Source organism: Methylobacterium gregans, assembly GCF_022179245.1.
GTDB lineage: Bacteria > Pseudomonadota > Alphaproteobacteria > Rhizobiales > Beijerinckiaceae > Methylobacterium > Methylobacterium gregans.
This window is the reverse complement of the sequence record NZ_BPQM01000129.1, coordinates 1-26,651: the sequence shown is the minus strand read 5'-3', so window position 1 is coordinate 26,651 and position 26,651 is coordinate 1. Positions and strand designations below refer to the sequence as shown.

Genomic DNA, 26,651 nt, shown 5'->3' with positions numbered 1-26,651 from the left:
CGTTCGGGGGCGGGCCGGTGGGCATCGAGACGATCGCCGCGGCGCTGTCCGAGCCGCGCGACGCGATCGAGGACATCATCGAGCCCTACCTGATCCAGCAGGGCTTCGTGCAGCGCACGCCCCGCGGACGCGTCCTCACCCCGCAGGCCTTCCGCCACATGGGTCTGGCCGTCCCGAGCAGGGAAATCGCCCCGGAAGCGGCGGAGGTCTGAGCCGCGCCTACCCGCCCACCAGGCTGTCGGCGAAATCGTCGGGCACCGCGCCGAAGCTCTCGAGGATCGCGATGCTCTCGACCTCGCCGGTCTCGTCGTCGGCGACCACCCGCAGGGCCGCCGTGCCGGGCAGGCGCGCGGCCATGGCCTGCGCCTTCTTGAGAGCCCCGCTCTCGGTGCCGGTGACCTCGCGGTCGCCCGGCGTCAGGCGGTTGCGCTTCATCACGAAGGTCTGCACCACGAAGGTCGTCTTGAGGGTCATGGGAGAGATCTCGACGGATGCGCTCGCTCTACGCGATCGGCTGCATCCAGCTCAACGCTCGCGTCGCAGGCTGCGGATGAATCGCCGGGCGACCCCGCGCACCGCCTCGTCGTCGCGGCTCGCGTCCTCGGCCTTGTCCCAGAGATGATCGAGGCTGCCCTCCAGCGCATCGAGCAGGGCGGGATCGCGCGCGGCGAGAAACTGGAGCGTGCCGAAGAGCAGGTGCTCGACGGCCAGTTCGCGGTGGCGCGCCGCGACGATGGGATCGGGATTCGGCTCGGACATGGTGCGAGAACGAGCGGGCCGGCCGCGAGTTCTGCCCCGGGCCGCGATGCCGCAGCCCGTCAGCTTCGCTTCCGCAGCGGGCGCTCGTAGCGCGCGGCAATGTCCGTGAAGCCGGTCGCGGCGCAGAAGCCGCGCAGGCTCGCGGCCTCCGGGTCCGGTCCGGCGTCGAGGCGCAGCACGCCGCAGCCGGCGGCGCGCGCCGCCTGCGCGCCGGCCTTGAGCAGCAGGCGGCCGATGCCCTGGCGGCGCTCGTCGGTCGCGACCGCCAGGGTGCTGACGGTCGCGACCGGGTGCGCGTCCACGAGGGTCGCGTGCCAGTGCAGCACGATGAGACCGCTCGGCGGCCCCCAGGCGAGGGCGAGGAGCGCAACGCCGCGATCCTGGCGCAGGGTCTCGATCCGCTCGGCGAGCGCGCGTGGTGCGATCGCGATGCCGCAGGAATCGAGCAGCGCGGCGAGTCCGGCGGCGTCGGCCGGGGCGGCCGAGCGGATCTCCAGGCCGTAGCGGTTGCTCATGGCGGCGCTCCGGCGGACCAAGGGCGCCTTCGTTGGGCGCAAACGTCCGGCCGGGTCAAGGCTCGGGGTCCGACCCCGAGACCCCGCCGAAGGGCTTTCGCTCTCCGGGACTCCCCGACGATCAGGCCAGCGTCGTGAGGTCCTGGAACCAGTGTTGGGCCTGGGTATAGCCCTTCACACGCGGTGAGAGGGCGTGCGGGTTGGTGTCGTGCACGACCCAGACCTGCACCGCGTCGTCGACCACGATCTCGTGCATCCGGGCGAGCAGCCGGTCCTGCTCGGCCGTGTCGAGGCTGTTGCGGATCTTGTCGCAGAGCGCGTCGACCTCGGCGTTGCGGTAGTGGCTCCAGTTCACGCCGTTCGGCGAGATCTGGCGCGAATCGTAGAAGCGCAGCATCGCGTAGAACGGGTCGGAGGTGACGTAGGCGATGTTGCCGCCCGAGACGTCCTTCAGGCTCGGATCCGAGGCGCCCTGGCGCCAGCCCGTATAGGCCACCTCCAACTCCACGGTGCGGAACGCCACCTGGATCCCGACCTCGGCCCAGCTCTGCTGTATGAACTCGTTGATCGGCAAGCTGAGCATCTGTCCGGTGCCGCCTGTCGGGATGACGAAGGTGGTCTTGAGCGGGTTCTTCACCGAGTAGCCCGCCGCCTCGACGAGCTTGCGGGCCTCGTCCATGTCGGTCCGGATCTGGAAGCTCGGCTTGCCGAACCACGGGCTCGACGGCTGCACCTGGCCGAGAGCCGGCGCGGCGAGACCGCCCATCAGCTGCACCACGCCCTCGCGGTCGACCGCGAGGTTGGCGGCGCGGCGCAGGCGCAGATCCCGCCAGGGCGAGCCCTCGACCATCGAGAGGTGGTAGTTCCAGACATGCGGCGTGTCGTTGCCCACCACCCGCATGCCGGCGGCCTTGAGGCGCGGCACCGCGTCGGGGGCGGGCAGCTCGATCAGGTCGACGTTGCCCGAGAGCAGCGCGTTCACCCGGGCCAGATCCTCCGGCACGCAGGCGAGCGTCAGCCGGGCGAGCTTCGGCATGCGCTTCGGGTTCCAGTAGCGCTCGTTCGGCACGAACTCGGCCCGCACCCGCGGCGTGAGGCCCGCGAGCTTATAGGGGCCGGTGCCCGAGGGCTGGAAAGCGAACTTCGCCCAGTCGCGCCCGACCTTCTCGTACTGCGCGGGCGAGGAGATCAGGAACCAGAGCATCTGGTACGGGAACAGGCTGTCGACGCTTTTCGTCGTCACCTGCACGGTCGAGGCGTCGAGCTTCCTGTAGCTCGCCACGCCCGGCAGGCGCGGGCGCACCTGCGCCGCCTGGCGCTGGTCGAAATGCGGTGCCTCCTTGTTGAGCACCTTGTCGAAGTTCCAGATCACCGCGTCGGCGTCGAAGGGCGAGCCGTCGTGAAAGGTCACGCCCTCGCGTAGGCGGAAGATCCAGTTCTTCCGGTCCGCCGGGTCGCTCTCCCAGCTGGTCGCCAGGCCCGGCACCATCTTGCCCGGCCGGTCGGCGACGTCGAGTTCCCAGGCCACCAGCGGATCGTAGAGGGTGAGCCCCGTGAACTGGTAGCCGCCCGCGCCCCGGTCCGGCTGGCCGGTGGTGAGCGGCAGGTCGGTCATCGAGATGCCGTAGGTCAGGCTGCCGGACGGGCTGCCCGACTGGGCGAGCAGGCTGCCGGTCGGGCCCAGGGCGGCGAGGGCGGCGCCCCCGGCCAGGACCGATCGGCGTGTCAGCGGCGTGCGGTGCATCAGGATCTCTCGTGTGGGGGCAAATGCGTGGGGCCGGGGCTCTGCGGCCAGGCGCTGCCAGTGAAAGCCCGCGACCGATCAGCAAGAAGCGGGCCATGACTGCCAAGCTTCGGATGAAGCCTGAGCAAAGACGCAGTTCAGGTGGCGGATCGAGACGCATTCGTCGGGTGCTCGGAGTGAAGTACCCGATGGATCCGGCGCGCCGGGGAGCACGGAACGGACGCGGCGCGGCACAGATCTGGGGCTTTGCTTGGTCTCGACCTCAGAAATTGGGCGAAGAACCGTGGGCGGTCGCCTTCCGCGCTGCGGCGTGACAGCGGGTCGGGAGGCGGGCACAGTGCTTCCCCGCGGGAACCGGCAGCAGAAACCGACCCGCCCGGGGGCCAGGAGGGAGCGCTCCATGCCACGGTACTTCTTCGACGTCCGGTCCGGTTCCGGCCTCGTCTGCCTCGACTACCAGGGCCTCGACTGTGCCGACGATGCGGCGGCCCTCGAGACGGCGCGCCACGGTGCGGGCTTCACCTCGCACGCGGACTGCGCCCGCAACCCGCAGCTGACCCGCTACCGCTTCAGCGTGCAGGACGCCGAGCACCGGCCGCTCTTCACCGTGCCGTTCACCGAGCTTGAGCCCGACGCCCCGCCGGCCCGCAAGCGCCCCCGCGGATCGGGGCGCGGCCGCGCCGCGCGGAGCCGGCCCTCCGTGCACTGAGGGGCTGCGGCAGGCTGTCGCCCCAAGCTGCGGCCCCAAATGGCTGGGGGCGAGTGCCCCGACGTCTGCAACTTTCGGCATGGGTTTCACCCTTCCGAAAGCTCGCCGCCCCTCAATCGGAGCGTGCAGACGGATCACAGCATGCAGCCCAGCCTTGCGGCCCAGATCGACGGCGAACTCACCAAACGCTGGCACGAGCCGCGCTCGGCCTCCCTGCGCGCGCTCTATGTCGAGCGCCTGGGCGAGGCACAGCGGCAGGACGTGCGGCTCGCCGCCTGGATCGTCGGCCTGCTCTACATGCTGTTCGCGGTCACCGACGCGGTGCTGATCGGCGACGTGCTGCCCTATACGGCGGCCGCACGCCTCGTGATCGGTCTCGGCTTCATCGCCGGCATGGAGATCCAGATCGGGCGGAGTGTGCCGCTGCCAGTGATCGACCGGCAATGCGCGGCCGCGGTGGTCGTCGGCTACGGGGTCTGGCTCTGGCTGTCCAGCTACAGCCATCAGCATCTCAGCGCATCGTACTACATGATCTTCGGGATCATCTTCATGATGGTCTCGAACCTGTTCTTCAATTTCGGTTTCCGGCTGGCGCTGGCCACCTCCGGCGTGATCGCGGCAAGCTTCCTGGGCGCTCTCGCGACGGTGTTCCCGGTGAGCTACGAGTACGCGGTCGCAGTCGGCACGCTCTACCTCTCGACCTTTGTGCTGACGCTCTACGTCAACTGGAAGCTCAACCGGGAGCGCTACCGGGTCTTCCTCAACGCGGTGCGGGCCGAGCTGCAGCAGCAGGAGGTGGTCGAGCGCGGCGCGGCGCTGCTGCGCCTCTCCACGACCGACGCGATGACGGGGCTCGCCAACCGCCGGGCGATCGACGAGGCCCTGCGCGCCCACTGGGAGGCGTGGCAGGCGCGCGGGCACGGCTTCGGCGTCGTCCTGATCGACATCGACTATTTCAAGCTCTTCAACGACCATTACGGGCACCAGGAGGGCGACCGCTGCCTCGTCGCGGTCGCCGCCGCGCTGGAGCGCGTCGCGGCCGCGCGGGGCTGTATCGTCGGCCGATTCGGTGGCGAGGAGTTCATCGTGCTGGCCCGCTGCGAGAGCCGCCGGCAGATGGTCGGGATCGCCGAGGCGATCCGCGCCGCGATCGAGACCTTGCGCCTCCCCCACTGCCAGCGCCCGGACCGCTCCGAGACGATCACCGTCAGCGTCGGCGCCGCCTTCAGCGCGGATGTCGCGGGCAACAAGGTCGAGCGACTCGTGACTGAGGCCGACCGCGCCCTCTACGCCGCCAAGGCGAGCGACCGGAACTGCGTGCGGGTGTTCGACCGGGACGATCCGGGGCAGCTCGGCCTCTACGAGAGCGTGGCCGACCTCGTCCGCACCGCGCTCGCGCAGGACCGGGTCTCCCTCGTCTACCAGCCGATCCTCGACGCGCGCACCGGTGCGGTGGTGGCCGCCGAGGCCCTGATGCGGCTGACCGCTCCCGATGGCGCGCCGGTCTCGCCGGCCGTCTTCATCCCGGTGGCCGAGCGCACCGGCGCCATCGTCGAACTCGGCAAGTGGGCGGTGCGCACGGCCTGCCGCGAGGCGCTCACCGGGGCTGGGCTGAAGCGGGTCAGCGTCAACGTCTCGGCGGCGCAGTTCCGGGTGCCGGGCTTCGCGCTCGCGGTGGCGGGCATCCTGGCCGAGACCGGCATTGCGGCTGGCCGCCTCGCCGTGGAGGTGACAGAGGGGCACGAGATTGAGACCCAGGAGGCCGTGATGCAGGGGCTGGCGGAACTCCGCGACCTCGGGGTGAAGCTCTGGCTCGACGATTTCGGCACGGGCTTCGCCGGGCTATCCTGCCTGCGCAGCCTGCCCTTCGACGTCGTCAAGATCGACCGCTCCTTCCTGTACGCCGCCGAGACCCCGCAGGGCGCCCGGATGCTGGAGGACATCCTCGGTCTCGTGCGCAACGCCGGTCCGGCCACCGTGGTCGAGGGCGTCGAGACCGACGGCCAGCGCGCCTTCCTGGCCGCGCGGCCGGTCGACATGCTGCAGGGCTTCCGCCTCGGCAGGCCGATGCCGATCGAGGCGCTGCGCGCCTTCCTGCGCGAGCGGGAGGAGGCACCCGCCCGCTCGCTCTCGGCCTGACGCGGCGTCCCCCTCAGGCCCGCTCCAGTTCCAGGTAGCCGACGCAGGCCCCCGAATCCGCGGCATAATGGATGCCCGCGAGATCCACCTCCGAGATCTCGGCCGCGAAGGCCCGAATCTGCGCCTCGGTGCGGTAGAGGAGCTGCCAGTCCATCACGGCGTCCATGTAGGCCTCCTCGCGCAGGCCCGTGAGGAAGTTGCCGATGAGGAGCCGGCCGCCCGGGCGCAACAGCCCGAAGAGTTTGCGGGTCAGCCGCGCCGCGATGCGCTCGTCGAGGTAGTCGTAGAGGCCTGCCGCGTAGACGAGGTCGAAGCGCCCGATCTCGGCCTCCGTCGTCGCCTTGGCGGCGATGAAGTCCCGCACGCTGAGCCGGCGCGTCGCGATGGCCGGCGAGAGCTTGTGGGCCTGCTCGGCCACCAGCGCGAGGCTCACCCGGTCCTGATCGGTCGCGAGCAGGCGGCCGACGCGGCCGGCGCGAAGCGCCGCGCTGATCTCGGCCTCGCGCAGGTGCCCGCAGGCGACCGCCAGCACGGCGGCGCCGGGCCGCTCCGCCGCGGCTCGGTCGATCGCCGCGGCCAGGATGCGCCGACGCTCCCGCACCGCGGCGCAGGGCGCCGTCCCGGCCGTGACCGCGTAGGCCGCCCGGCCGGCCGCGCCCGCGGCCGCCACCGCGTCGCCCGCGTCGGGGTGGTGGTAGATCAGGTCGAGCAGGCCCGCATCGCCCGGATAGCCGCGCGGCCGCGCGAAGGCGTGGCGGGTCAGCGGGCAGTCCTGCATCAGCGCCCCGATCGGGTGGGACCGCACCGCCGGTACGGCTGCGGCGGCCCAGTCCCCCGGTCCCGCCGCGTCCCGGATATCGCGCAGGGTCTCGATCGTCCGATCCGCGAGGCGCGCATGTGCCTCGGCGCCGTCCGACGCTGCGAGCTCGGCCGCGATCGCGTCGAGGTGCGTGGCGACGCGGACCATGAGTTGCCGCTGGGCCTCGGTCAGAGGCGGTGGCGAAGCGTCGGCCGGAGCGGGAAGCGTGATATTCCTGCCGATCTCGATCGTTTCGGAAGGTTTCGGCCAGATCCGAGCGGATGTGGTCGCACGCGCATGCCTAGAGCGCAGAAGACGTGCGGGATAGATACGCATCTTTTTGCATCCAATGAGCGACCCGACTCCTTGAAGGCGGCCGGATACGCTCGTTCTTGCCCCGTCCACGAGGTAATCGGAGTCCGACGGGGATGCGTAGGGTTGCGTCGGTTCTGCAAAGGTGTTGTCCACCAAAACCTACAGTTGTTCACACCCTCGCTGTGCAGCCTGTCCGCGCTGGCCCAGGACGCGTGCGGGCAGGGGCCGTCGCAACCGCGGCCGCCGATGTCGGACACGGCGCTGGGCCACGGTGTCGCAGGTCAGAATGATCCGGGTCGCGACGTGTGGGGTAGGGCTTGATTCCGAGCAGGGCATGCGTTCTCACTGTCGAGCGCCGGTCAGGTGCTCGGAGATTGCTTTGGCGATCTCGAGAGTTGTTTTTTCCAGAATATATTAGATCCCAAGGCGTGTTATGCCGCTTAGTGCAATACTGGATACGAACCCGAATGGGTCGGGCGAGCAAGTTCAAAACATCCTGAGAGCGGTGCGCAGACATCTTGCGATGGATGTCGGGTTCATTTCCGAGTTCACCGAGAACGATCGTGTGTTCCGGTTCACGGACGGCGAGACGCTGCGCAATCCCATCACGGTCGGCGGGGCGGATCCGCTCCGGCAGAGCTTCTGCCACTACGTGGCGGCCGGCCTCATGCCCGAGCTGCTGCACGATGCCCGCGAGGACCCGGTCGCCCGCGGCCTCCCGGCAACGGAGGCGCTCCCGGTGGGCGCGCATCTGAGCGTCCCACTCCGCTACGCCGACGGGACCGCTTACGGCACCCTGTGCTGCTTCAGCTTCACGCCGGACCGCACCCTCACCGGGCGGGACCTCGGCGTGCTGCGGCTCTGCGCCGACGTCGTCTCGGCCGTGCTCCAGAAGGAGCGCCGCGCCAGCCTCGACCTGGAGGCGCGGCGCGCCCGCATCGCCGGCATCCTGGAAACCCAGGCCATCGACATCGCCTACCAGCCCGTCTACCGCACGAGCGACGGGCGCCTGATGTCGTTCGAGGCGTTGTCGCGCTTCCGCGCGGCGCCGGAGCGCGCGCCGGACGTCTGGTTCGCGGAAGCCGCCGAGGTCGGGCTGCTGGCGGACTTGGAGTTCCTGGCGGTCGGGCTCGCCCTGCGGGGGCTGGAGCGGCTCGACCCGTCGATCAAGATCACCCTCAACCTCTCACCGTCGAGCGTGCTGAGCCCGGCCTTCGCCCGCGCTTTCGCGGGGGCGCCGCTCGGGCGGATCGTGCTCGAGCTGACGGAGCACGCCGAGGTGCCCAGCTACGCGGCCCTGCGCGCGGCCCTGGCGCCTCTGCGGGCGGGCGGCCTGCGACTCGCCATCGACGATGTCGGGGCCGGCCACGCCACCTTCCGGCACGTGCTCGATCTCTCGCCGGAACTGATCAAGCTCGACCGCAGCCTCATCGCCGGGATCGACCGGGATTCCGCCCGCCGCGCGCTCGCGGACGCCCTGACGATCTACGGCCGGCGCATCGGCTCGGAGGTGGTGGCCGAGGGCGTCGAGACCTGGGCCGAGTACGCGGTGCTGAAGGAGATCGGCGTCACCCGCCTGCAGGGCTACCTGCTGGGCAGGCCGCAGTCCCTCGACGCGGCCTGCACCCTGCCCCTGACCCTGGCGGCGCTGGGCGCGGCCTGAGCCGCGCCGCCCGGTCCGGTCAGGCCGGCCGGCCCTCCGCCTTGGCCTCGCGGCGGCGAGCGGTGAGGACCCACTCGGTGTAGCCGTTCGGCTGCGCGCGGCCCTTGAGGACGAGGTCGCAGGCCGCCCGGAAGGCCGGGCCGTCGAAGTCCGGCGCCATCGGGCGGTAGAGCGGGTCGCCCGCGTTCTGGCGATCGACCACCTTGGCCATCCGCCGGAGCGTCTCCATCACCTGCGCCTCGTCGACCACGCCGTGGTGCAGCCAGTTGGCGATGTGCTGGGAGGAGATGCGGAGCGTCGCGCGGTCCTCCATCAGGCCGACATCGTGGATGTCCGGCACCTTGGAGCAGCCGACCCCCTGGTCGATCCAGCGCACGACGTAGCCGAGGATGCCCTGCGCGTTGTTGTCGAGCTCCTGCTGCACGTCGTCGGGCGCGAAGTTCGAGCGGGCGAGCGGGATCTCGAGGATCTCACTGAGCGCGGAGCGGGGCCGGCGGGCGAGTTCGAGCTGGCGCGCCCGCACGTCGGTCTCGTGATAGTGCAGGGCGTGCAGCGTCGCGGCGGTGGGGGAGGGGACCCAGGCCGTCGAGGCGCCGGCCTTCGGGTGCGCCCCCTTCTGCATCAGCATGTCGGCCATGGCATCGGGGGCCGCCCACATGCCCTTGCCGATCTGCGCCCGGCCGAGCAGGCCGCAGGCGAGGCCGACATCGACGTTGTTCTCCTCGTAGCCCTTGATCCAGGCGGTCGCCTTCATGTCGTTCTTGCGGATGACGGGGCCGGCCTCCATCGCGGTGTGGATCTCGTCGCCGGTGCGGTCGAGGAAGCCAGTGTTGATGAAGACCACCCGGGAAGCCGCCGCCTTGATGCAGGCGGCGAGGTTCACCGTGGTGCGGCGCTCCTCGTCCATGATGCCCATCTTCAGCGTGTCGGGCTCTAGCCCCAGCATCGCCTCGACCCGGCCGAACAGCTCGACCGCGAAGGCGACCTCCTCCGGGCCGTGCATCTTCGGCTTGACGATGTAGACCGAGCCGGTGCGGCTGTTGCGGAAGCCGGAATCGCCCTTGAGATCGTGGATCGCGATCATCGCGGTGACGGCCGCGTCGAGCATGCCCTCGGGGATCTCGTTCCCGTCCGCGTCCAGCACCGCGTCGGTGTCCATGTGGTGGCCGACATTGCGCACCAGCATCAGGGAGCGGCCGGGCACCACCACCTCGCCGCCCGCGGGCGCGATGTAGTGCCGGTCCGGATTGAGGCGGCGCTCCTGCGTGCGGCCGTCCTTCTCGAAGGTGGTCGCCAGCGTGCCCTTCATCAGGCCGAGCCAGTTGCGGTAGACCACGACCTTGTCGTCGGCATCCACCGTCGCGACCGAGTCCTCGAGGTCCATGATCGTCGAGACCGCGGATTCGAGCAGGATGTCGGCAACCCCCGAGGCATCGAAGCGGCCGATCCGGTGGGTGCGATCGAGGACGACCTCGATGTGCAGGTTGTTGTGGCGCAGCAGCAGGGCCGAGGGCATGCTCGCCCGGCCGCGATAGCCCGCGAAGGTCTCGGGGCGCGCCAGCGGCACGGTCTCGCCGGTGTTCAGGTTGGCGACGAGCCGGCCGTCCTCGACCGCGTAGGTGACCACGTCGGCGTGGCGCCCGCCCGCCAGCGGCACGGTGCGGTCGAGATAGGCGCGGGCGCGGGTCACCACGCGGGCGCCCCGGGTGCGGTTGTAGCCGCCGCCGCGGGTCGCGCCGCCCTCCTCTGAGACCGCGTCGGTGCCGTAGAGCGCGTCGTAGAGCGAGCCCCAGCGGGCATTGGCGGCGTTGAGCGCGTAGCGGGCGTTGGAGACCGGCACCACGAGCTGAGGCCCGGCGATCTCGGCGATCTCGGCATCGACGTTGCGGGTGTCCACTTGCACCGGGCCGGGATCGGGCAGCAGGTAGCCGATCTCGCGCAGGAAGGCCTCGTAGGCGGCGGGATCCGCGGGCTTGCCGGCCCGCGCGCGGTGCCAGTCGTCGATCTGGGCCTGGAGCGCGTCGCGCTTGGCGAGCAGCGCGCGGTTCTTCGGCGTCAGGTCGCGCACCACGGCGCCGAGGCCGCCCCAGAACACCTCCGGCGAGATTCCGGTCCCCGGCAGCGCCTCCTCCACGACGAAATCGTGGAGCACCCGCGCCACTGCGAGCCCGCCGACATTCACCCGATCCATACCCGTCCTCACAGCGGCCCAGTTCGTATGGGCGGCGTCGATATCAGGCGGACGGGGCGTCAGGTAGGCGGAGCAGGGGGAAAGTGGCGACACAAACTGGAATGCCTCACACCACTGCTGGAGCAGCGCCGTGACAATATTCCTCCGCCGTAAATGGCGACCCACATAGGATGCTGAACACCGCGCTTGCTGGCAGGCTAGCGCTTCGGTACCAGCTTCGCCACAAACAATTTCGGGAGGTCACGAATGCCCCACCTGCAACCCTCGCGCCGCGCGATCCTGGCCGGGGGGCTTGCTGCTGCCGCCGCGCTCCCGCTCTCGGCGCGGGCGCAAGGTGCCTATCCGACCCGGCCGATCACCCTGATCGTGCCCTTCGCGGCCGGCGGCTCGACCGACGTGGTCGGGCGCCTCGTCGCGCAGAAGCTGTCGGAGGTGCTGGGTCAGCAGGTGGTCGTCGAGAATGTGGTCGGGGCCGGCGGCAATGTCGGGGCCGCGCGCGTCGCGAAGGCGGAGCCGGACGGCTACACCATCCTGATGGGCACGGTCGCGACCCACGCGCTGAACCCGCTCATCCTCAAGCGCAAGCCCTACGACCCGGTGACGGACTTCGCCCCCGTCGCGCTGCTCGCGGTCGTGCCGAACGTGCTGATCGTGAACCCGAGCCTGCCGGCCAAGAACGTGCAGGAGCTGATCGCCCTGCTGAAGGCCGACCCGAAGAAGTACAACTACGCCTCCTCCGGCATCGGCACGCCGCTGCACCTCTCGGGCGAGCTGTTCAAGAGCATGGCCGGCGTGCAGATGCAGCACATCCCCTATCGCGGCTCCGGCCCGGCGCTCAACGACGTGGTGGCCGGGCAGGTGCCGATCCAGTTCGACAACCTGCCCTCGGCCTCGGAATTCATCCGGGCCGGCACCCTGCGGGCACTGGCCGTGACCACGAAGGAGCGCGCGCCCTCCTTTCCCGACGTCCCGACGCTCGCGGAAGCCGGTCTGCCGAACTACGAGACCTACACCTGGAACGCCCTGTTCGCGCCGCCCGGCACGCCGCGGCCGATCGTGGACGCCCTCAACGCGGCCGCCCGCAAGGCGCTCGCCGACCCGGCCCTGGTCGAGCGGCTGAAGACCTTCAGCGCCAAGGTCCAGCTCTCTACTCCGGAGGAACTGGGCGAGCACGTGAAGGCCGAGACCGCCAAGTGGACCCCGGTCGTGCGCGAGGCCGGCATCCAGGCCGACTGAGCGGCGGCCCGGTCCCGCGGCGTGTCTCGTGAGCGCGCCGCGGCAGGCCGACCGATCAACCAACGACGGAAAACCAACAACAAGAACCGCCGGGTGAAGGCGGAGCCGGATTCGGGAGAGACACATGAGTGAGCCTGTAGGTGGCTCGGGCGCGCGCGGGTTCGTGCGCGGACCCCAGAGCTTCGTGGCCGGACTGGGACTGATCGCGCTCGCGCTGTTCGCGATCTGGGCGGGCGACGACCTCGCGCGCGGCACGCTCGGCGCGATCGGTCCGGGCCTGATGCCCTTCTGGCTGGCGATCGGTGTGGGCCTGTGCGGCGCGGCGCTCTGCGTGGCGGGCCTGCTGCGCGCGGGCGCGCCGCTGCAAGGCATGCCGCTGCGCGGACCCGTGGTCGTCCTGCTGGCGATCGTGCTCTTCGCGGTGACGATCCGGCCCTTCGCCTTCGGCAGCGTCACCACGCCGGGTCTCGGTCTCGCCGTGGCCGGCCCGCTGGCGGTGCTCGTGGCGGGCTATGCCAGCCCCGAGGCGCGGCTCTCGGAGCTTCTGATCCTGGGGCTGCTCCTGACGGCGGGCTGCATGCTGCTGTTCGGCGACCTTCTGAACCTGCCTATCCCGATGCTGCCGACCGCGCTGATCCAGGCACTCAGCGGCACGATCCCGTCGCGCACGCTGCTGCGGATCGCGGCCGGCATCCTGGCGCTCTTCGGGCTCGGCCTGCTCCTCCTGAACCGCCGGTCGGCTAAGCGCGAGCCGATCGACGTCGCCCAGCACTCCCTGACGACCTGAGCGAGCCCCAGCCATGACGGACCTCCTGTCCAATCTGGGCCTCGGCTTCGCCGTCGCGCTCAGCCTCCAGAACGTCGCGCTCTGCTTCCTCGGCTGCCTCGTCGGCACGCTGATCGGCGTCCTGCCGGGCGTCGGGCCGATCGCCACCATCGCGATGCTGCTGCCGATCACCTTCGGGCTCGATCCGGTCGGCGCGCTCATCATGCTGGCCGGCATCTATTACGGCGCGCAGTACGGCGGCTCGACCACCGCGATCCTCGTCAACATCCCGGGCGAGGCGACCTCGGTCGTCACCACCCTCGACGGCCACCAGATGGCCCGCCAGGGCCGGGGCGGCATCGCGCTCGGTACCGCGGCCATCGCCTCGTTCTTCGCCGGCACGGTGGCGACCGTGCTCATCGCCGCGCTCGGCGCGCCGCTGACCAGGCTCGCGCTGATCTTCGGCCCGGCCGAGTACTTCGCCCTGATGGTGATGGGCCTCGCCTTCGCGGTCGTGCTGGCGCACGGCTCGGTGCTCAAGGCCGTGGCGATGATCCTCGTCGGCATCCTGCTCTCCTCGGTCGGCACCGACCTCGAGACGGGCCAGGAGCGCATGACCTTCGGCTTCGCCTTCCTGACCGACGGCGTCGACTTCTCGGTCCTGGCGATGGGTCTGTTCGGCATCGCCGAGATCCTGCGCAACCTCGACCAGAGCGAGACCCGCGATGTGGTGCGGGCCCAGATCGGCCGTCTGCTGCCCGGCGTGGCGGAGTTGAAGCAGGCCACCCCCGCCACCCTGCGCGGGACGGCGATCGGCGCGATCCTCGGCATCCTGCCGGGCAACGGCGCGGTGCTCGGCCCCTTCGCCTCCTACACGATCGAGAAGAAGATCGCCCGAGACCCCTCCCGCTTCGGCCGCGGCGCCATCGAGGGCGTGGCGGGCCCGGAGAGCGCCAACAACGCGGGCGCGCAGACCGCCTTCATCCCGCTGCTCACGCTCGGCATCCCGCCGAACGCCGTGATGGCGCTGATGGTCGGCGCGATGACGATCCACGGCATCGTGCCGGGGCCGGGCGTGATGACCAAGAACCCGAACCTGTTCTGGGGCATGATCGCCTCGATGTGGATCGGCAACCTGATGCTGCTCGTCATCAACCTGCCGCTCGTCGGCCTCTGGGTGCGCCTGCTGAAGGTGCCCTACCGGCTGATGTTCCCGGCGATCCTGATGTTCTGCTCGGTCGGCATCTACTCGATCGGCTCGCAGCCCACCGACGTGATGCTGATCGGCGTGTTCGGGCTGATGGGCTACCTGCTGATCAAGTTCGGCTTCGAGCCGGCCCCGCTGCTCCTCGGCTTCGTGCTCGGCAAGCTGATGGAAGAGTACCTGCGGCGCTCGCTCACGCTCTCGCGAGGCGACCTGATGATCTTCCTGGAGCGTCCGATCAGCGCGGTGCTGTTCGTGATCGCCTTCGCGATCATCGCCGCCGCCCTGCTGCCGTCGATGCGCAAGAGCCGCGACGAGGTCTTTACGGAAGCCTGAGGCTGCGAACCATCGGGCCATCGAGAGGGGAAAACGTGACCATGAGACGGGCAATCGCGATCGGCGTCCTGACGGCGCTCACGAGTTTCGGTGCCGCCGCCGACACCTATCCGCAGAGGCCGATCACCATGATCGTGCCCTTCGCGGCGGGCGGGCCGACCGACGTGGTGGCGCGCATCGTCGCCGAGCCGATGTCGCGCTCGCTCGGCCAGCAGGTGGTCGTCGAGAACGTCACCGGCGCGGGCGGCACCACCGGCATCACCCGCGGCGCGCAGGCCGCCCCGGACGGCTACACCATCATGGTGGGCCATATGGGCACGCACGGCGCGGCGCCGGCCCTGTTCAAGGGCCTCAAATACGATCCGGCCACGAGCTTCGAGCCGATCGGCTTCCTGGGCGGCGTGCCGATCCTGATCGTCGCCAAGAAGGACTTCCCGGCTAAGGATTTCAAGGGCTTCATCGAGGCCGTGAAGGCCGGCGGCCCGAAGATCAACCAGGCGCATGCGGGCGTCGGCTCGGTCTCGCACTCCACCGGCGTGCTCTTCGACGCGCAGGTCGGCATCAAGCCGACGCTGGTAACCTACCGGGGCACCGGGCCGGCGATGAACGACCTGATGGCGGGGCAGGTCGACTTCATGGCCGACCAGATCGTCAATGTCGGGCCGCAGGTTGCGGGCGGCACGGTGAAGGCCTACGCCATCGCCACGCCCGAGCGCGCCCCGAGCCTGCCCGACGTGCCGACCACGAAGGAGGCGGGGCTGCCGGGCTACGAGGTCAGCGCCTGGAACGCGGTCTTCGCGCCGAAGGGCCTGCCCGCCGACGTGAAGGCCAAGCTCGTGGCCGCCGTGGAGGCAGCTCTGAACGACCCGACCGCGACGAAGCGCCTGACCGAGCTTGGCTCGAACATTCCGAAGGCCGACGAGCGCGGTCCGGCGGCGCTCCAGAAGCTGGTGGAGAGCGAGGTCGCCCGCTGGACGCCGGTTCTGCGCTCGGCGGTCGAGAGCAACCAGTAGGACCCGAGTCCGGGATCGCCCGCCGCGAGGCGGGCGGTCCCTCGGCGGGCGGAGACCGGTGAGGCGTCCCGTCGGGCGTCGCCCCCGCGCGCCCGCGACCAGACCAGCCGCCGTCCGACGCGCTCGGACCGCGGGCCGCGGCCGCGCAGACGCGCGGCCAGTTCCCCGCCGGGGGCGCGCAGAGAAGGAACGCATCCGTGGAACAGTACCTGACCTCGACATTTCTGTTGTCGCTCCTGCAGATCATCTGGATCGACATCATCCTGTCGGGCGACAATGCGGTGGTCATCGCGATGGCCTGCCGCGGCCTGCCGGAGCGCCAGCGCCGCATCGGCGTGTTCCTGGGCGCCTTCGCGGCGGCGGGCCTGCGCATCCTGTTCGCGGTCATCATCTCGCAGCTGCTCGCGGTGCCGCTGCTGAAGGTGCTGGGCGGCCTCATCCTGCTGCACATCGCGGTCAAGCTGGTGCGCGGCGAGGAGGAGGGCGAGGAGCACGTCAAGACGAGCGCGAGCCTGCCGAAGGTCGTCTGGACGATCGTGGTGGCCGACGCGGTGATGAGCTTCGACAACGTCGTGGCGGTCGCGGGCGCCGCCAAGGGCCACGACGAGCTCTTCATCATCGGCTTGGCCCTGTCGGTGCCGCTGCTCATCGTCGGCGCCAGCCTGATCACCCGGGCGATCGACCGGTTCCCGGTGCTGATCTGGTTCGGCGGCGCGCTGCTCGGTTGGGTCGCGGGCGAGATGATTGCCACGGACCGCCTCGTCGTCCAGCACGTGGCCGAGGCCCTGCCGGCCGCGCTTCAGGGCGCCTTCCACTACGGTGTCGCCGCGCTCTGCGCCGCGCTCGTCATCGCGATCGGCATGCTGCTGCGCCGCCGCAGCGACCGGGCGGTCGCTCGCGAGCAGGCCGCGGCCGTGGGCCGGGCCGAGGCGGACGTGCTCGGAGGCTGACGCCTGAACGGGGAGCCGGCGAACCGGCTCCCCCGACCCTCAGCGCGGCGGGGCTACGGTCGAGCCGGTGGCCTCGACGCCCGCGGGCTTCAGGGCCCAGAGCTCGGTCGGCAGGCTGATCGGCGCGCCCGGCTTGTAATCGGCCGAGTCCTGAATGTGCGAGGTCGTGACGTAGATCGTGCCGTCCGGGCCCTCGCTGAAGGTGTCGGGCCAGCGCAGGCGCTCGTCCTGCACCAGCACGGTCAGACCCGCATTCGTGCCCGAGAGATCGCGCACCTTCACGGCGTTGTCCTGCGGCGAAGTCACGTACATCCGTCCGTCCTTGCGGGCGATCAGCAGGCCGTCCGCCACCCCGTTCTCGCCGACCGTGGCGATCTTGGCCCCGAGCGTCCTGTCGGTGAGCATCTCGGGGACCACCGAGGCCGTGGCCCAGCCGGTGAGCGCCTCGGTCGGCAGGCTGTAGAGTGTCTTGCCCTTGATCGCCTGCCAGTACAGCGTCTTGCCGTCCTTCGAGAGCGCGATGCCGTCGGCGGAGAACTCCACGCCGCGCCCGTCGGGCCGGCGCAGGGGCTGGCCGTCGTAGCTCACGGTCACGCTCTTGTCCGGCATGGTCGAGGCATGGCCCGAGAGCACGCGCTTGGCCGATCCGCTGTCGATATCGACAACGATCAGCGCACCCTCGGCGCCGGAATCGGTCAGATAGGCCGTCTTGCCGTCCGGCGCGATGCGCACGTCGTTGATGTAGGAGGCCTGCAGCACCGTGCTCGTGTCGAAGGGAATCGTCTTGATCACCTGATTGGTCTTCAGGTCGATCCCGACGAGCTTCGGCCCGTCCTTGACCACGGCACCCATCGCGGGCGCCGCCGCGTCCACCACCCAGAGCCGGTCCTGGGCGTCCGCCACCACGCTCTGCACGCAGACGAAATGGGTCTTCGGATCGACGATGTCCTTCTTGGCGTTGCGCCAGGCATTCCAGTCGGCATCCGGATAGGGCACCGGCTTGCCGTCCTTCAGCTCGGCCACCGAGACCGGCGCGTCCTCGCTCCAGCGCGGAAAGTTCACGAAGATGCGCCCGTCCTTCGCGACCGTGACGCCGGTGACCTGATGCTCGAAGCGCGCGACGGGGGTGAGTTGCACGTTTGCGGCCGGCGCGGCGGCGGCGGCGGACCGTGCGGGCTGGGCGTCTTGGGCGTCTTGGGTGCCTTGGGCGGCGGCGGACCCGGCCAGGATCGTGCAGGCCAGCAGGACGGCCGTGAGGCCGGTGGAGGCGGCCGGCAATGCGCCGGCCCGGTTCGTCGGGAGTGCCATGGTCGTTCGGTCTCGCGATGGGAGGATCTGCCCCGCCAACGCGCGAGAGGGCCAGGCGCTTCAGGGGAGGGCAAGAAAAGCCTGCGGCGCGGCGGCGCGCCCGGGACCGGATCCCTCCGCTCAGGCCTCGCGCGCCTCCGAGCCCGCGAGCGCCTGGACCAAGCGCTCGATCCGCGCCGCCGCCTCGCTCACGCCAGCGGCGAGCTCACCGGATTCCACGGCGCGGGCCTCGGAGAGGCGCTCGGTCTCGGCCCGGAGCGCGGTGGTCTCGGCCTCCGCCGCGGCCAGCCGGCGCCGGGCCTCGGCCAGCTCGTCCGCGATGGTGAGCGCGGCCATCACCTGCAGGCGCATATCCCCGATCTCACCGAAGGATTTGCGCATCTCGGCCACCCGCTGGCCCAGCTCCTCGGCCAGCGCCGTGAGGTGCGCCTCCTCGCCCTCGCCGCAGGCCATGCGGTAGCTCTTGCCGTCGATGGTGACCTGGACCTGGGGCATCAGCGCCGCGCCTCCTCGGGCTCGGAGCCCTGTTCCTGACCCTGCTCGTGTCCCAGCACGCCCTCGACCGTGCCGATCGCCCGGTCGAGGCGCTGCCCCACCGCGTCGGCCGCGGCTTCCACCGCGGCCAGCCGGGCGGTCGCGGCGTCGAGGGCGGCGGCGAGCCGGGCGCGGTCCTGCTCCATCAGGGCGAGCTCGGTGTCGCGGTCGTCGGGCGCCGCGTCCGCCTCGACCCGTCGCGCCACCACGGCCTCCAGCCGACCGAGCGCGGTGCCGAGCCGGGCGAGCGCGCCGGCGACGGATGGGGCTGCCGGCTCGCCGGGCTGGGGGGGTGGGGCGGTCATGGGGTTCCGGGCAAGCGTGCGGAGCGGCTGAAGCGGTGTCGAGACCGGTTGTCCCCAAAGCCGGCGCGGATTTCCAGCCCGGCGCGCGCGTCCCGCACCCGATCCCCACCGGTATCCGGGCGCCGGTAACACCTCGGGGCTGCGGGTAACCCTGGATTGTCACGGGCGCGCGTTTGACAGGTCGGGGACCCATGTTAGACAGCCGCCGCGTGCCCCGCCGGGCCCGCGGCTGCAGCCGCAACGTGCCGGAAACCCGACCTGTGACAGTCCCTTGGCCCACGCGCGCGTCGTTCGCGGATCGGATGATCCCCGGCGGCCCGGTGCGGTCCGATGCGACGGGGCCGGGCCGCGCCCAGGCCGCGACGGCCACGGTTCATCCCCGGTTCAGCCCGCACGACCCTAGAGCGGTCCGGCGCACGGTGGGCCGCCAGAGCCCCCGCCCCCTCAACGCATATCCCGGACGCCCGAACCGCGGCGCCCCCGATCAGGAAGGAATCACGCCGTGACGGTGAAGGTTGCCATCAACGGGTTCGGCCGCATCGGCCGCAACGTGCTGCGCGCGATCCACGAGGCCGGCCGCCAGGACATCGAGGTCGTGGCCATCAACGATCTCGGCCCCGTGGAGACCAACGCGCACCTGCTGCGCTACGACTCGGTCCACGGCCGCTACCCGGGCGAGGTCGCGGTGGACGGCGACTTCCTGATCGTCGACGGCAAGCGCATCAAGGTCACGGCCGTGCGCAACCCGGCCGAGCTGCCGCACCGGGATCTCGGCGTCGACATCGCCCTCGAGTGCACCGGCATCTTCACCTCGAAGGACAAGGCCAAGGCCCATCTCGACGCGGGCGCCAAGCGCGTCATCGTGTCCGCGCCCGCGGACGGCGCCGACCTCACGGTCGTCTACGGCGTCAACCACGACAAGCTGACCGCGGATCACCTCGTGATCTCGAACGCCTCCTGCACCACGAACTGCCTCGCGCCGGTCGCCAAGGTGCTGAACGAGACGGTCGGCATCGAGCGCGGCTTCATGACGACCATCCACTCCTACACGAACGACCAGCCCTCGCTCGACCAGATGCACAAGGATCTGTACCGGGCGCGCGCCGCGGCGCTCTCGATGATCCCGACCTCGACGGGCGCCGCCAAGGCGGTGGGCCTCGTCCTGCCGGAGCTGAAGGGCAAGCTCGACGGCACCGCGATCCGCGTGCCGACCCCGAACGTCTCGGCGGTCGACCTCGTCTTCACGGCCAAGCGCGCGACCACCGTCGAGGAGATCAACGACGCGATCAAGGCCGCCGCCGCCGGCCCGCTCAAGGGCGTGCTCGGCGTCACCGACCGGCCGAACGTCTCGATCGACTTCAACCACGACCCGCACTCGTCGACCTTCCACCTCGACCAGACCAAGGTCATGGACGGCACCTTCGTGCGCATCCTGTCCTGGTACGACAACGAGTGGGGCTTCTCGAACCGCATGGCCGATACGGCCGTGGCGCTCGCCAAGCTGATCTGACGTCTGCTCCGCCCGCGCCCCGTGGGGCGCGGGCGGTCGTCCGTCCGGCCGCCGGGTCACGGCGGCTGCCGCCTCTGGTCCCGCCCCCGACACGCAGGATGGCCCCGATGACCGACGCCGCGCCGACGAAGACGCCCGAGACGGGCTTCATCCCGCCCAATGCGGCGCCGACCCCGGTTCCCGCCGCGCCGCCGCAGCCCGCCGCTCCGGCCGCCGCTCCGGCGAAGCCCGCCCAGGGTGCCGCGCCGACGCTCGTTCCCGCCGGCCACCTCTTCGACCAGCTCGCCCGGATCGAGGACAAGTGCTCGCGCATCGAGGACAAGTACGCCCGCTCCGAGGCGCTGCTCTCGCGCGTCGAGGACAAGATGGAGAACGCCGCGACCCGGATGAACGAGGCGGCCCGCCAGTCCGACCTCGCGGCCCTGCGCAACGAGGTGCGGGGCCTCACCGACCGGACCCGGCGCCTGCCGGGCACCGGCGCGCTCGTGCTCACCGCCATCATCACCGCGGTGCTCACCGTGGTGCTGATGGTCGCCGTGCAGCGCCTCAACCTCGATTCCCTGCTGCCGCCGCGCGCCGCCCCGACCACCGCGCAGTAACCTCTCTCCAGACGCGAGCCCGCATGACCGCCTTCCGCACCCTCGACGACGCCGGATCCCTTCAGGGCAAGCGCGTCCTCCTGCGCGTCGACGTGAACGTGCCGATGGAGAACGGGCGCGTCACCGACGCGACCCGGATCGAGCGCGTGGTGCCGACCATCCGGGAGATCGCCGACCAGGGCGGGCGGGTGATCCTGCTCGCGCATTTCGGACGCCCGAAGGGCAAGCGCGAGCCGAAGGACTCGCTGGAGCCGGTGGTGCCGGCCCTCAGCGCGGCGCTCGGCCGCCCGGTCGCCTTCGCCGAGGACTGCGTGGGCGAGGCGGCCGCGGCCGCCGTCTCAGGCCTGAAGGACGGCGACGTGCTACTCCTCGAGAACACCCGTTACCACACGGGCGAGGAGAAGAACGATCCGGCCTTCGTCGCGGCGCTCGCCGAGAACGGCGACGTCTACGTCAACGAGGCCTTCTCGGCGGCCCACCGCGCCCATGCTTCGACCGAGGGGCTGGCCCACAAGCTGCCGGCCTTCGCCGGCCGCCTGATGCAGGCCGAGCTCGACGCGCTCACCAAGGGTCTCGAGGCGCCGAAGCGCCCGGTCATCGCCATCGTGGGCGGCGCCAAGGTCTCGTCGAAGATCGACCTGCTGCAGAACCTCGTCGCCAAGGTCGACATGCTGGTGATCGGCGGCGGCATGGCCAACACCTTCCTGCACGCGCAGGGCAAGGCTGTCGGCAAGTCGCTCTGCGAGCGGGATCTCGCCGAGACCGCGACCCGGATCCTCCAGGCGGCCGAGGCCGCCAAGTGCCGGGTGATCCTGCCGGTCGACGCCGTCATCGCGCGCGCGTTCGAGGCCAACGCCGCCAACGAGACGGTCTCGGTCGACGCGGTGCCGGAGGACGCGATGATCCTCGATGCCGGCCCGGCCTCGGTCGCCGAGATCGAGGCGGCGATCGACCAGGCCGCGACCCTCGTCTGGAACGGCCCGCTCGGCGCCTTCGAGCTGACGCCCTTCGATGCCGCCACCGTCGCTGCGGCCCGTCACGCGGCCGAGCGCACGAAGGCCGGGCAGCTCGTCTCGGTGGCGGGCGGCGGCGACACGGTCGCGGCCCTCAACCACGCGGGGGCGGGCGAGGCCTTCTCCTACGTCTCGACGGCGGGCGGCGCCTTCCTCGAATGGCTGGAGGGCAAGGAACTGCCGGGCGTCGAGGCGCTGCGGGCGAAGGGCTGAGCGCGACGCGTTCCGTACACCGCCAAGCGGAGGGTCCAAGGGGACGTGATCCGCTTCCACCCCGTCATCGCGGGCTCGCCTGCGGCGCCCCGGAATGACGGCGGAGCGTACCGGACCGCCAGAGGCGATCGCCCTGCTCCTCGGAGGGGGAGGAGCGCGGGCTGACACACACGCCCAAGTTTTTCACAGCTCCGCACGGGCTCGCGGCGCGGCGGCGCCTATATAGGCCCCACAAGGGACAGGCCTGCTCAGGGCCGCATCGGACGAGGATCGAACCATGGCACGCATCACCCTCCGGCAGCTCCTCGATCACGCCGCCGAGTACGGCTACGGCGTGCCCGCGTTCAACCTGAACAACATGGAGCAGGGGCTCGCCATCATGGCGGCGGCCGACGCAACCGACTCGCCGGTCATCCTGCAGGCGAGCCGGGGCGCGCGCGCCTACGCCAACGACGTCGTGCTGGCCAAGCTCATCGACGGCCTCGTCGAGATCTACCCGCACATCCCGGTGTGCATGCACCTCGACCACGGGAACAACGAGGCCACCTGCGCCACCGCGATCCAGTACGGCTTCACCTCGGTGATGATGGACGGATCGCTCAAAAGCGACGGCAAGACCCCGGCCGACTACAATTACAACGTCGAGATCACCCGCAACGTCACCAAGATGGCCCACTGGGCCGGCGTCTCGGTCGAGGGCGAGCTCGGCGTGCTCGGCTCGCTGGAGAGCGGCCAGGGCGAGGCTGAGGACGGCCACGGCGCGGAAGGCACGCTCAGCCACGACCAGCTCCTCACCGACCCGGACGAGGCGGTGAAGTTCGTCGCCGCCACGAAGGTCGACGCGCTGGCCGTCGCCATGGGCACCAGCCACGGCGCCTACAAGTTCACGCGCCAGCCGGACGGCGACGTGCTCGCCATGAACGTGATCGAGGAGATCCATCGCCGCCTGCCGACGACCCACCTCGTCATGCACGGCTCCTCCTCGGTGCCGCAGGACCTGCAGGACATCATCAACAGCTACGGCGGCCAGATGAAGCCGACCTGGGGCGTGCCGGTCGAGGAGATCCAGCGCGGCATCAAGCACGGCGTGCGCAAGATCAACATCGACACCGACAACCGCATGGCGATGACCGGCCAGATCCGGAAGGTGCTGACCGAGAACCCGGCCGAATTCGATCCGCGCAAGTACCTGAAGCCCGCCATGGAGGCGATGACCAAGCTCTGCCGCCAGCGCTTCGAGGAGTTCAACACCGCCGGCCAGGGCTCGAAGATCCGCCCGATCTCGGTTGCCGAGATGGCCAAGCGCTACGCCAGCGGTTCGCTCGATCCGAAGATCGAGGCGGCTGCCTGACCGGCATGAGCGCGCAACGCCTCGCCCTGCTCACCCCGCACCGCGTGGCGGCGGCCGACGTCGACGCGCTGCTGCCCGCCATCGAGGCGGCCTGCGCGGCCGGTGACGTCGCCGCGGTGATCCTGCGGCTGGCGCCTGCCGACGAGCGGGCGCTGACCGCGCTGGTCAAGCGCGTGGCGCCCGCGGTGCAGGCGCACGAGGCGGCGCTCGTCGTCGCCTGCCCCGGGTTCGCGGGCGATCTCGTCAGCGTCGCCACCCGCGGCGGCGCCGACGGGGTCCACGTCGACAAGCCGGCGGGCCTCAAGGACCTGCGCGAGCGCCTGCGCGAGGGCCGCATCCTCGGCACCGGCGGGTTCGAGACGCGCCACGCCGCGATGGATGCGGGGGAGGGCGGGGCCGACTACCTGATGTTCGGCGGTCTCTACCCGGATGGCGAGGCGCCGGACGCCGAGGGCGTGCGCGCGCGCGCCGCGTGGTGGGCCGAGATCTTCGAGACGCCCTGCATCGCGGTCGCCTGCGCGGCCGAGGAGATCCCCGGCCACGCCGCCACGGGCGCCGAGTTCGTCGGCCTGGAGAGCGCGCTCTGGCTCGCCGATCCGGCGGGGGTGGCCCGGGCGCAGGAGGCGCTGGGAGGCGCGGCATGAGGCGGCTCCCCGCGCTCGTCCTCGCCGCCGCGCTCGGCCTGGGCCGTCCCGCCCTGGCCGCCCAGACGCCTCCCGCGAGCCCGGCCCTGACGCCGAAGGCGACGGAGGAGCCGAAGAAGCCGCCGATGCGCGAGCTGCCCACCCCCTACACGCCGAACTACACGGGCGGGGCGCAGCCGCGCGGTGGCGGCCAGCCCGACTTCGCATACGGCGCCTACCAGAAGGGCCAGTACGTCACCGCCTTCCGCGAGGCGACCAAGCGCATCGAGGCCGACCGAAAGGATGCGGCCGCGATGACGCTGCTGGCCGAGCTCTACAATCAGGGGCTCGGCGTGCGGCAGGATCCGGTGAAGGCCGCCGAGTGGTATCGCTTGGCCGCCGCCCTGAACGATTCCGCCGCCATGTCCTCGCTCGGGCTGATGTCGATGGACGGGCGCGGCGTCCAGAAGGACCCGAAGGCCGGCCGGCGCTGGCTGGAGAGCGCGGCCGAGAAGGGCTCGCCCACGGCGGCCTACAACCTCGCGCTGATCCTGATCGGCACCGGCAAACCCGAGGACGAGGCCCGCGCCGCGATCCTGCTGCGCAAGGCCGCCGAGAACGAGATCGGCCCGGCCCAGCACGCGCTCGGTGTGCTCTTCCTGCAGGGCCGCGGCGTCCAGAAGGACCCGTCCCAGGCGGCCGAGTGGTTCCGCCGGGCGGCCGACAACGGGGATCTGGCCGGCGAGGTCGAGTTCGCGATCCTGCTGTTCAACGGCAACGGCGTGCCGAAGGACGAGGCGCGGGCTGCCCGCTACTTCCTGCACGCGGCCCAGCGCGGCAATGCCATCGCGCAGAACCGCGTCGCCCGCCTCTACGCGGTCGGCCGCGGCCTTCAGAAGAACCTGCTGGAAGCCGCGACCTGGAACCTGATGGCGGCCCAGCAGGGCCTGTCGGACGGCTGGCTCGATCAGACCCTCTCGGGACTGACGAACGACGAGCGGAAGCGCGCCGAGGCGCAGGCGACCGCTCGCAACGAGGCGCGCTGAGCGGGGCCGCCTACAGCCTACAGGCCCCGTCGAGCGCCTGGTTCTCGGCCTCCGTGAACAGGCGCGAGCGGATGTGGAAGCGCTTCTCGCGGCCGTTCTCCAGCGAGAACATGCCGCCGCGCCCCGGCACCACGTCGAGGATGATGTGGGTGTGCTTCCAGACCGCGAACTGCGTGTGCGAGATGTAGAAATCCGCGCCGCCGACCTGACCCAGATGCACGTCCCCGTCGCCGATCATGAAGTCGCCGACCGGGTAGCACATCGGCGAGGAGCCGTCGCAGCAGCCGCCCGACTGGTGGAACATCACCGGGCCGTGGTCGGCCCGCAGTTCCTCGATCAGCGCGAGCGCCGCGGGCGTCGCGGTCACCCGCAGGGGCGTGCCGGCCGCGTCGGCTTGGTCGGCGGTGTTCGTCCTGCTGTCCGTCACGTCGCTCATGCGTCATCCTGCCTGCGCTGACCGAACAAAAAGGCCCCGGCCTCACGGCCGGGGCAAGGTTCCTCTCGGGAGGGTCTCGTCTCAGAAGAAGCCGAGCTTCTTCGCCGAGTAGCTGACCAGCATGTTCTTGGTCTGCTGGTAATGGTCGAGCATCATCTTGTGCGTCTCGCGGCCGATGCCGGACTGCTTGTAGCCGCCGAAGGCCGCGTGGGCCGGATAGGCGTGGTAGCAGTTCGTCCAGACACGGCCGGCCTGGATCGAGCGGCCGAAGCGGTAGGCGCGGGTCCCGTCGCGGGTCCAGACGCCGGCGCCCAGGCCGTAGAGCGTGTCATTGGCGATGGAGAGCGCCTCGGCGTCGTCCTTGAAGGTCGTGACCGACAGGACCGGGCCGAAGATCTCCTCCTGGAAGATGCGCATCTTGTTGTGGCCGCGGAACACGGTCGGCTTCATGTAGTAGCCGCCCGCGAACTCGCCGTCCTTCACGTTGCGCTCGCCGCCCGTGAGGCACTCGGCGCCTTCCTGCTTGCCGATGTCGACGTAGCTGAGGATCTTCTCGAGCTGCTCCGAGGAGGCCTGGGCGCCGATCATGGTCGCCGGGTCGAGGGGCGAGCCCTGCGTGATCGCCTCAACGCGCTTGACCGCGCGCTCGATGAAACGGTCGTAGATCGACTCGTGCACCAGCGCGCGGCTCGGGCAGGTGCAGACCTCGCCCTGGTTGAGGGCGAACATGGTGAAGCCCTCGAGGGCCTTGTCGAAGAAGTCGTCGTCCTCGTTGGCGACGTCCGCGAAGAAGATGTTCGGCGACTTGCCGCCGAGCTCCAGCGTCACGGGGATCAGGTTCTGCGAGGCGTACTGCATGATGAGGCGGCCGGTGGTCGTCTCACCCGTGAAGGCGATCTTGGCGATGCGGGGCGAGGAGGCGAGCGGCTTGCCGGCCTCCAGGCCGAAGCCGTTGACCACGTTCACCACACCGGGCGGCAGCAGGTCGCCGATCACCTCCATCAGGACTAGGAGCGAGGCCGGGGTCTGCTCGGCGGGCTTGATCACCACGCAGTTGCCGGCGGCGAGCGCGGGCGCCAGCTTCCACACCGCCATCAGGATCGGGAAGTTCCAGGGGATGATCTGGCCGACGACGCCGAGCGGCTCGTGGAAATGGTAGGCCACCGTGTCGTGGTCGATCTCGGAGATCGAGCCCTCCTGCGCCCGCACGCAGCCGGCGAAGTAGCGCCAGTGGTCGATGGCGAGCGGGATGTCGGCCGCGGTGGTCTCGCGGATCGGCTTGCCGTTGTCCCAGGTCTCGGCGAGCGCGATCAGGTCGAGGTTGTCCTCCATCCGGTCGGCGATCTTGAGGAGGATGCGGGCGCGCTCGGCCGG

26 protein-coding genes are annotated in these 26,651 nt (G+C 70.9%); 15 read left to right on the top strand and 11 right to left on the bottom strand.

What is annotated here, in order from left to right; genetic code table 11:
* On the top strand, nt 1-212 hold a 212-nt coding region (locus MFF54_RS22385; RefSeq protein ID WP_283206311.1), incomplete at its 5' end, for a Holliday junction DNA helicase RuvB C-terminal domain-containing protein.
* A gap of 7 nt (nt 213-219) precedes the next feature.
* On the opposite strand, the gene MFF54_RS22380 is transcribed toward MFF54_RS22385, so the two are convergent.
* The 4 genes from MFF54_RS22380 to MFF54_RS22365 form a co-directional block, all read right to left on the bottom strand.
* Nucleotides 220-474: a hypothetical protein gene (locus MFF54_RS22380; protein WP_066919436.1), complete on the bottom strand. Its 255-nt coding sequence runs from the start codon at nt 472-474 to the stop codon at nt 220-222.
* Between the two features lie 51 nt (nt 475-525).
* Complete coding sequence (locus MFF54_RS22375) at nt 526-759, bottom strand: hypothetical protein (protein WP_238306470.1); 234 nt, start codon at nt 757-759, stop codon at nt 526-528.
* A gap of 59 nt (nt 760-818) precedes the next feature.
* Nucleotides 819-1,274 (bottom strand): GNAT family N-acetyltransferase, encoded by a 456-nt coding sequence (locus MFF54_RS22370; protein WP_238306469.1) that lies wholly within the window; start codon nt 1,272-1,274, stop codon nt 819-821.
* 121 nt (nt 1,275-1,395) lie between these two features.
* Nucleotides 1,396-3,018: an ABC transporter substrate-binding protein gene (locus MFF54_RS22365; RefSeq protein WP_238306468.1), complete on the bottom strand. Its 1,623-nt coding sequence runs from the start codon at nt 3,016-3,018 to the stop codon at nt 1,396-1,398.
* A 400-nt stretch (nt 3,019-3,418) separates the two neighbouring features.
* On the opposite strand from MFF54_RS22365, the gene MFF54_RS22360 reads away from it, so the two are divergent.
* Entirely contained in the window at nt 3,419-3,727 is a 309-nt protein-coding gene (locus MFF54_RS22360; protein ID WP_238306467.1) for a DUF6894 family protein, read from the top strand.
* A 141-nt stretch (nt 3,728-3,868) separates the two neighbouring features.
* Nucleotides 3,869-5,866, top strand: coding sequence for a putative bifunctional diguanylate cyclase/phosphodiesterase (locus tag MFF54_RS22355; RefSeq protein WP_238306466.1), 1,998 nt, complete (start codon nt 3,869-3,871; stop codon nt 5,864-5,866).
* A 13-nt stretch (nt 5,867-5,879) separates the two neighbouring features.
* Here MFF54_RS22355 and MFF54_RS22350 read toward each other — a convergent pair whose 3' ends face one another.
* Entirely contained in the window at nt 5,880-6,833 is a 954-nt protein-coding gene (locus MFF54_RS22350) for a class I SAM-dependent methyltransferase (protein WP_238306465.1), read from the bottom strand.
* A 580-nt stretch (nt 6,834-7,413) separates the two neighbouring features.
* Between MFF54_RS22350 and MFF54_RS22345 the strand changes: the two genes are divergently transcribed.
* Nucleotides 7,414-8,643, top strand: coding sequence for a sensor domain-containing phosphodiesterase (locus MFF54_RS22345; protein ID WP_283206310.1), 1,230 nt, complete (start codon nt 7,414-7,416; stop codon nt 8,641-8,643).
* A gap of 19 nt (nt 8,644-8,662) precedes the next feature.
* Here the strand turns inward: MFF54_RS22345 and MFF54_RS22340 are convergent, their stop codons facing one another.
* Nucleotides 8,663-10,834: a malate synthase G gene (locus MFF54_RS22340; protein ID WP_238306463.1), complete on the bottom strand. Its 2,172-nt coding sequence runs from the start codon at nt 10,832-10,834 to the stop codon at nt 8,663-8,665.
* Between the two features lie 246 nt (nt 10,835-11,080).
* On the opposite strand from MFF54_RS22340, the gene MFF54_RS22335 reads away from it, so the two are divergent.
* The 5 genes from MFF54_RS22335 to MFF54_RS22315 all read left to right on the top strand — a co-directional run bounded on the left by MFF54_RS22335 (nt 11,081) and on the right by MFF54_RS22315 (nt 16,339).
* Nucleotides 11,081-12,070, top strand: coding sequence for a Bug family tripartite tricarboxylate transporter substrate binding protein (locus tag MFF54_RS22335; RefSeq protein WP_238306462.1), 990 nt, complete (start codon nt 11,081-11,083; stop codon nt 12,068-12,070).
* Between the two features lie 124 nt (nt 12,071-12,194).
* Nucleotides 12,195-12,857 (top strand): tripartite tricarboxylate transporter TctB family protein, encoded by a 663-nt coding sequence (locus MFF54_RS22330; RefSeq protein WP_238306461.1) that lies wholly within the window; start codon nt 12,195-12,197, stop codon nt 12,855-12,857.
* A 13-nt stretch (nt 12,858-12,870) separates the two neighbouring features.
* On the top strand, nt 12,871-14,376 hold the full coding sequence (locus MFF54_RS22325; RefSeq protein WP_238306460.1) for a tripartite tricarboxylate transporter permease: 1,506 nt from the start codon (nt 12,871-12,873) through the stop codon (nt 14,374-14,376).
* Nucleotides 14,377-14,417: 41 nt separating this feature from the next.
* Nucleotides 14,418-15,389 (top strand): tripartite tricarboxylate transporter substrate-binding protein, encoded by a 972-nt coding sequence (locus MFF54_RS22320; protein WP_238306459.1) that lies wholly within the window; start codon nt 14,418-14,420, stop codon nt 15,387-15,389.
* A gap of 197 nt (nt 15,390-15,586) precedes the next feature.
* Nucleotides 15,587-16,339, top strand: coding sequence for a TerC family protein (locus tag MFF54_RS22315; protein ID WP_238306458.1), 753 nt, complete (start codon nt 15,587-15,589; stop codon nt 16,337-16,339).
* Nucleotides 16,340-16,378: 39 nt separating this feature from the next.
* Here the strand turns inward: MFF54_RS22315 and MFF54_RS22310 are convergent, their stop codons facing one another.
* The 3 genes from MFF54_RS22310 to MFF54_RS22300 form a co-directional block, all read right to left on the bottom strand.
* Entirely contained in the window at nt 16,379-17,647 is a 1,269-nt protein-coding gene (locus tag MFF54_RS22310) for an L-dopachrome tautomerase-related protein (protein WP_238306457.1), read from the bottom strand.
* Between the two features lie 120 nt (nt 17,648-17,767).
* On the bottom strand, nt 17,768-18,142 hold the full coding sequence (locus MFF54_RS22305; RefSeq protein WP_238306456.1) for a cell division protein ZapA: 375 nt from the start codon (nt 18,140-18,142) through the stop codon (nt 17,768-17,770).
* Complete coding sequence (locus MFF54_RS22300) at nt 18,142-18,486, bottom strand: DUF4164 family protein (protein WP_238306455.1); 345 nt, start codon at nt 18,484-18,486, stop codon at nt 18,142-18,144. The genes MFF54_RS22305 and MFF54_RS22300 overlap by 1 nt, the downstream gene beginning before the upstream one ends.
* A gap of 502 nt (nt 18,487-18,988) precedes the next feature.
* Here MFF54_RS22300 and gap point away from each other — a divergent pair.
* The 6 genes from gap (at nt 18,989) to MFF54_RS22270 (ending at nt 24,841) form a co-directional block, all read left to right on the top strand.
* Complete coding sequence (gene gap / locus MFF54_RS22295) at nt 18,989-19,996, top strand: type I glyceraldehyde-3-phosphate dehydrogenase (protein WP_238306454.1); 1,008 nt, start codon at nt 18,989-18,991, stop codon at nt 19,994-19,996.
* A 107-nt stretch (nt 19,997-20,103) separates the two neighbouring features.
* Nucleotides 20,104-20,595: a hypothetical protein gene (locus tag MFF54_RS22290; protein ID WP_238306453.1), complete on the top strand. Its 492-nt coding sequence runs from the start codon at nt 20,104-20,106 to the stop codon at nt 20,593-20,595.
* A 23-nt stretch (nt 20,596-20,618) separates the two neighbouring features.
* A complete protein-coding gene (locus MFF54_RS22285) occupies nt 20,619-21,821 on the top strand; it encodes a phosphoglycerate kinase (RefSeq protein ID WP_238306452.1) in 1,203 nt (400 codons plus the stop codon).
* Between the two features lie 277 nt (nt 21,822-22,098).
* Complete coding sequence (gene fba / locus MFF54_RS22280) at nt 22,099-23,172, top strand: class II fructose-bisphosphate aldolase (RefSeq protein ID WP_238306451.1); 1,074 nt, start codon at nt 22,099-22,101, stop codon at nt 23,170-23,172.
* Between the two features lie 5 nt (nt 23,173-23,177).
* Nucleotides 23,178-23,816: a thiamine phosphate synthase gene (locus MFF54_RS22275; protein WP_238306450.1), complete on the top strand. Its 639-nt coding sequence runs from the start codon at nt 23,178-23,180 to the stop codon at nt 23,814-23,816.
* Nucleotides 23,813-24,841, top strand: a complete 1,029-nt coding sequence (locus tag MFF54_RS22270; protein ID WP_238306449.1) for a tetratricopeptide repeat protein — start codon at nt 23,813-23,815, stop codon at nt 24,839-24,841. The genes MFF54_RS22275 and MFF54_RS22270 overlap by 4 nt, the downstream gene beginning before the upstream one ends.
* 10 nt (nt 24,842-24,851) lie before the next feature.
* Here the strand turns inward: MFF54_RS22270 and MFF54_RS22265 are convergent, their stop codons facing one another.
* Both MFF54_RS22265 and adh read right to left on the bottom strand, forming a co-directional pair.
* Nucleotides 24,852-25,277, bottom strand: coding sequence for a DUF779 domain-containing protein (locus MFF54_RS22265; protein WP_238306448.1), 426 nt, complete (start codon nt 25,275-25,277; stop codon nt 24,852-24,854).
* A gap of 81 nt (nt 25,278-25,358) precedes the next feature.
* On the bottom strand, nt 25,359-26,651 hold a 1,293-nt coding region (adh, locus tag MFF54_RS22260; protein WP_238306447.1), incomplete at its 5' end, for an aldehyde dehydrogenase.